General features: G+C 38.4%; 4 protein-coding genes. 2 read left to right on the plus strand and 2 right to left on the minus strand.

Translation table 11 applies throughout. The features are described from left to right. Together I2F62_RS12895 and I2F62_RS12900 are read left to right on the plus strand one after the other, a co-directional pair. A partial coding sequence (locus tag I2F62_RS12895; protein WP_324627392.1) for a YagK/YfjJ domain-containing protein occupies positions 1–1149 on the plus strand: 1149 nt, incomplete at its 5' end. A gap of 7 nt (positions 1150–1156) precedes the next feature. Continuing rightward, positions 1157–2053 carry a hypothetical protein gene (locus I2F62_RS12900; protein WP_324627393.1) on the plus strand — a complete coding sequence of 299 codons (897 nt, stop codon included), beginning with the start codon at positions 1157–1159 and terminating at the stop codon, positions 2051–2053. Between the two features lie 46 nt (positions 2054–2099). Here the strand turns inward: I2F62_RS12900 and I2F62_RS12905 are convergent, their stop codons facing one another. Together I2F62_RS12905 and I2F62_RS12910 are read right to left on the minus strand one after the other, a co-directional pair. Then, positions 2100–2597: a hypothetical protein gene (locus I2F62_RS12905; RefSeq protein WP_324627394.1), complete on the minus strand. Its 498-nt coding sequence runs from the start codon at positions 2595–2597 to the stop codon at positions 2100–2102. 43 nt (positions 2598–2640) lie between these two features. Continuing rightward, on the minus strand, positions 2641–2949 hold the full coding sequence (locus I2F62_RS12910; protein WP_324627395.1) for a hypothetical protein: 309 nt from the start codon (positions 2947–2949) through the stop codon (positions 2641–2643). Positions 2950–2981 lie beyond the last annotated feature (32 nt).

Here is a 2981-nt window from a genome sequence, read left to right on the forward strand (position 1 = left end):
AGTCATGCAGCAGATGATCAGCATGCAAGCTCATTCGTATTGGATTACTTATTAGATTTTAATGCAGAATTGAACCAATATGAAATTCGATCGAACCCTGAAGCGCAAAGAATATTTTTAGAAATTGAATTTGTGACATATGTTTTAAAAAATAACGTTATTAAAGCGTATCGACAAATAACCAGCGAATTTCGACATGGTCAGTATGAGCCAATTGATCCATATTTCGTTAAATGTTTAAAGCAGATCCTCAAACAAGGATTTGATCCGCTCGAAAAATATGACTGTGAGCATCATGCAATTTTGATGCAAGCATATGATGCAATTTTAAAGGACTATTTTCACACAGATCTCTATCTACATTATGCCAATGATAAGGTTCAAACGATAAATAGCGATGGAACATGTACGACCATAGGTTATGCAGAATTAATCAATTCATTTGTTGAACGGTTGTATTTACTCACTCAAGAAAAGGCCTTTAAATATCAGCAGAAAAAGCGAATGGATCGTTCTCGACATCAGTTTAAGGTTGCCAAACAATGTGTTGATTGGATACTTGCAAAGCATTCTAGAATTGTGGTGATTCGCATTGATTTTCGTTATGGTAAAAACCAAAATCCGGAATTAGCCCAAGTCAAAGCCGATTTGATTACCTGTCTACGTTATTTAAAACGGACGATCACCTTACATTTCTTAGGATATCTGTGGAAATTGGAGTTTGCTGAAAAAACAGGATATCACTACCACTGTTTCTTTTTCTTAGATGGTCGTAAACATTGTCAGGACATTAAACTCGCCCAGCAAATCGGTGAGGTGTGGAAGCGTGTGGTTGGAGATGAGGGGGCTTACTATAATTGCAATCTTGATGCCCACAAGGGCAAATACCACAATATTGGGATTGGGATGTTATCTCGGAGTGATCAACAGAAGTATCAGTATTTAATGGATGCAATTCGTTATATCACCAAAAAAGATCAATTTATTGTACATAAAAGAATCCAGCAAGATGAGCAAAACGAACAAAACCTCAGACAGAATAAAGCCTACTTTATACGTGTATTTGGTACCAATATCGCAGCCGATGTAGCACTTAAAATGAATAAATCGATCCGTCATCCGACTCAACAGGAGGCTGGATATGAATAACTTCTCCTTGTTACATCAAGCACAGTGGATACCACACAACGGTCTAAATATTCCTGATTATGTGTTTAAAAGCATTCAAACTGCGGCTCAGATCGAGAACGGTAAACTTCCGGTGATGGATAAGCGAGCCTCGATGTATTTGAATCAAGATTATGCAGTGTTTTTACATACACTCATCTGGCTGCGTAGCTATCGAGTTGAATTACATACATTTGAATTAAATCCTTATTGGGCGGTAATGCTTGAAACTGTCAGTTTTTATGCTTATGGTGATCCTCAATACCTTATCCAAAATGCTAGCCTGATATATGATCAACTGAAACGTCAATTTATCATGCGACGTACTGCATTGGAGCACTTGAATTTTATTGCACCGATTAGCAATGGGGTTAAACAGCAAAAAGCCATGTTCAAGCGTTATATAGATAAATACAAGCAAATGAATTGCATTTACTTTGAGCTTCCTTACCTGTTTAATCTACAACCCACCGCACTGAGTGAATCCGTATTGCCTAAAATTGCGCGAAAATGGTTAGAAAAATTAAACCAAGCGGAAGGGCTTAAGGATAAATTATCTGATGTGCAATGGCGTATTGTGAAATTGTTGAATGGCATCTATGTGGTGCAGGCAATTTTTTATATTATCGGTGAAGAAGATGAGTATTTTCAAAGTATTCTCTCTGCATGGATGTCAGCATGTATTTGCAACGGATATGAGTGGATGAGTAATGCCCAATGTGCATTCATCCAGAAATATTGTTATTTTGCGGATCAAGATATGAGAAGTTTTTGGCGTTCATTCCTTGAAAGGCATGCTGAAATTTATAAAATATATCGCTATGAGCGTGAACATATTTCATATGTGTGGAAAAGCTATACGGGCAATATCACGATAAAAAAATAAGTGACCAAAAAGGCGTTCAATTGAACGCCTTTTTGATATTAAATCACTAAAAATTATAGGTATAAGACAAACCATCGTCGGTACTGATGGTCACCTCACGCACATTTTCAGCCGAGCAACCGAGATAAACTTGAGCAACAGAACTGTAATGCATATTTTTATAATCATAAAAGCCTTTGGTCTGACAATGGCCTCGATTAATTAAAACCCCCGTTAAAGTGGTCGGATCATTATTCAATGACATGATACTGAGTTTATCGGTATAACCAGTCATCGAGTATTGTGATGGATCACGACGGACACGGACTTCAAACTCTCTTTGTGTCGGTTCTGGAATGTCCTCCGAAACTTGCTCTGTATCGCTGCCATTTTCTAAAAAGGATTTGTTGGTAAAGGGGATTTGCTCAGAACTGCTTGGCTCGGATGAAGCCGCATTTTGATCGGCCGTTACTTTAGATTCTGTTTGCGTTTTCGGTGGAGCATCACAACCGCTTAAGCCGAACAATAGTGCCCATGATAAACAAAGGATCGAGATTTGTTTCATTGCTCAAATTCCTGAATAAACCTGAGTTGATATTTCAATAACATCATGGTGTGCATGCGCCTTGATGAACCGACTGAACCAAACGCGGTTTAGTTTTGTTTGCATCAAGATGTAAGCAAACTGCTTTTCGGGTTTTTACCGAATCTGACAGCAGTGCTTCACCACGAATCGGGTTTGATCCACCAGCGTTATAGACTTGGTAACGCTGACCTGTGGTTGTCCTAAAAATAAAGGCATCACCAGATTCACCAAAACCTTCGATTTTTTTGACCACGACCGTGACGGTATTGGCTTGCGCCAATACCACACTCGATACCAAAGATAAGCTCAATGCTGCGAGTAATTTTTTCATGGGGATCGTTCCTGATTATTTCTTAAAGATCG

It is taken from the genome of Acinetobacter sp. MD2(2019), assembly GCF_035615615.1.
Classification (GTDB): domain Bacteria; phylum Pseudomonadota; class Gammaproteobacteria; order Pseudomonadales; family Moraxellaceae; genus Acinetobacter.